Raw genomic sequence first — 2350 nt, 5'->3', positions numbered from 1 at the left:
TCGGCGTAGACGTTCGGCGTGGCCATCTCCACCGTGGCGGGCAGGTTGAAGATGATCGGGTTATCCGGTGTGGGCGCGATGATCTCGCCGACGGCGTCGCAGACCTGCTTGGCGTATTCGAGCTCAGTGCCCGTGTAGGACTCCGGCGAGTACTCGAAGCGCCACTGTGTGCCCGGATACCTCGCGGCCTCCTCCACGCACTTGCGCGCGCCGTTGGTCGCGATGGCCTGGACCGCGGCCCGGTCGGCGCGGAAAACCACCCGGCGCTGCAGGATCGACGTCGAGTTGTAGAAGTGCACGATGGCGCGGTGCGCTCCCTCGCACGCTTGGAAGGTGCGTTCGATCAGCTCCGGACGGCACTGGGTCAGCACCTGGATGGTGACGTCGTCAGGCACCGCACCCTCGGTGATGATCTCGCGGACGAAGTCGAAGTCGGTCTGGCTGGCCGACGGAAACCCGACCTCGATCTCCTTGTAGCCCATGCGGACCAGCAGGTCGAACATCCGGCGCTTGCGCGCCGGGCTCATCGGGTCGATCAGCGCCTGGTTGCCGTCACGCAGGTCGACCGCACACCACAGCGGCGCGCGGGTGGTCACATTGTCGGGCCAGGTCCGGTCGGCCAGCGCGACGGGCTCGACTTCCTCGGCGAATGGCCGGTACCGGCCGATCGGCATCGATGACCCACGCTGGGTGTTCCACGCCGGTTGGCCCGCGTTGGGTTGACCGACGGGTTTGGTGATGGTTCGAACGGATTTGAATGCGTCAGGGGAGTCGCCCGACGGTTGAGAAAAGCTAGTCACGGTTTGCTCCGGGGAATGAGAAGGGGGCGCCTAAGTGGCGGCGACCGGCGCATCGCGAACACCCGCGACGGGAAGCCGGCCTCGATCAGGCCCCGTCGCGGCGTCCGAGAAGGAGCACCCGCTGCACGTTGGCTACTTTACCGCGCCCGCGGGGTTGCCCAAAACCCCAGGCCGCTAGTCCCCGGCCGGGACGATCTTGACGGGGATATCGGTGTTCTCGTCGGTGTGGTAGCTGGCGCACACCCGGTGATAACCGTCGGCAATCTGCAACGCCACATCGCTGACCAGGTCCCCGCGGACCAGCAGGACCGGCGACAGCTGCTTGCCCTTCTTGATTTTCTCGAGATCGGAGCGCACATGTGGGTTCTCCGGCGGCAGCAGCGCCAGCCGTGACGCGCGCAGCAGGTCCTTGGCCTTCTTGTACACGATCGGGGCCTTCTTCAGCTCCCCGACAATCTCGCTGACCTGCCCGGGCGTGGCGAGCAGCGCGAGGTAGTCCGCAGCTGCCGGATAGTCATGTTCGTCTGGTTCGCTACCCCACAACACTTTGGCTGGCTCACTGGCCACCGCGACTGCTCATTTCTGACCCTTCCTCAGCCGATGCCTGCTGCTATGGATATCAAACACCGGCGGTAATCGTCGCCCGGTCAATCCACGTATTCTGTTTTCGACCCAAACCTCGCGACGCTGAGGGACTCCCCAGGGCCTGGAAAGGAACTAAGTGGCGCTCGTCGTGCAAAAGTACGGCGGATCTTCGGTGGCAGACGCCGGACGGATCCGCCGCGTCGCCGAACGCATCGTCGAGGCCAAAAAGCAAGGCAACGATGTCGTCGTGGTCGTTTCGGCGATGGGCGACACCACCGACAACCTGCTGGATCTTGCCCAGCAGGTGTGCCCGGCCCCGCCGGCGCGCGAACTGGACATGCTGCTGACCGCCGGCGAGCGGATCTCCAACGCGCTGGTCGCGATGGCCATTGAGTCGCTGGGCGCGCAGGCCCGTTCGTTCACCGGCTCGCAGGCCGGGGTCATCACGACCGGCGCCCACGGCAAGGCCAAGATCATCGACGTCACCCCGACCCGGCTGCAGGCAGCCCTGGACGAGGGCCGGATCGTGTTGGTGGCCGGGTTCCAGGGAGTCAGCCAGGACACCCGCGACGTCACCACGCTGGGCCGCGGCGGCTCGGACACCACTGCGGTCGCTCTGGCCGCGGCGCTACACGCCGACGTGTGCGAGATCTACACCGACGTGGACGGGATCTTCAGTGCCGATCCCCGGATCGTCCCCAACGCCCGCCGGCTGGACACGGTCACCTTCGAGGAGATGCTCGAGATGGCGGCCTGCGGGGCGAAGGTGCTGATGCTTCGCTGCGTGGAATACGCCCGTCGCTACAACATCCCGGTGCATGTGCGCTCGTCGTACTCGGACAAGCCGGGCACCGTCGTCACCGGATCAATCAAGGACATACCCATGGAAGAGCCCATCCTGACCGGCGTCGCCCACGACCGCAGCGAGGCCAAGGTGACTGTCGTCGGCATCCCCGACTACCCGG

General features: G+C 66.1%; 2 protein-coding genes and 1 pseudogene. 1 reads left to right on the top strand and 2 read right to left on the bottom strand.

Going from position 1 to position 2350, the window contains the following annotated elements; genetic code table 11:
* A pseudogene (locus WBF82_RS17315) lies at nucleotides 1-800 on the bottom strand (2-isopropylmalate synthase); the annotation flags it as partial.
* A gap of 174 nt (nucleotides 801-974) precedes the next feature.
* The gene (locus tag WBF82_RS17310) at nucleotides 975-1367 is read right to left on the bottom strand and encodes a hypothetical protein (protein WP_424384194.1); all 393 of its coding nucleotides are present in this window, start codon (nucleotides 1365-1367) and stop codon (nucleotides 975-977) included.
* 154 nt (nucleotides 1368-1521) lie between these two features.
* Between WBF82_RS17310 and WBF82_RS17305 the strand changes: the two genes are divergently transcribed.
* The coding region (locus tag WBF82_RS17305; RefSeq protein WP_424384193.1) for an aspartate kinase at nucleotides 1522-2350 on the top strand (829 nt) is incomplete at its 3' end.

Origin of the sequence: Mycobacterium sp., assembly GCF_049673265.1 — a bacterium.
Classification (GTDB): domain Bacteria; phylum Actinomycetota; class Actinomycetes; order Mycobacteriales; family Mycobacteriaceae; genus Mycobacterium.
The sequence above is the reverse complement of the archived record's forward strand: the minus strand, read 5'-3'. Positions and strand labels throughout refer to the sequence as shown.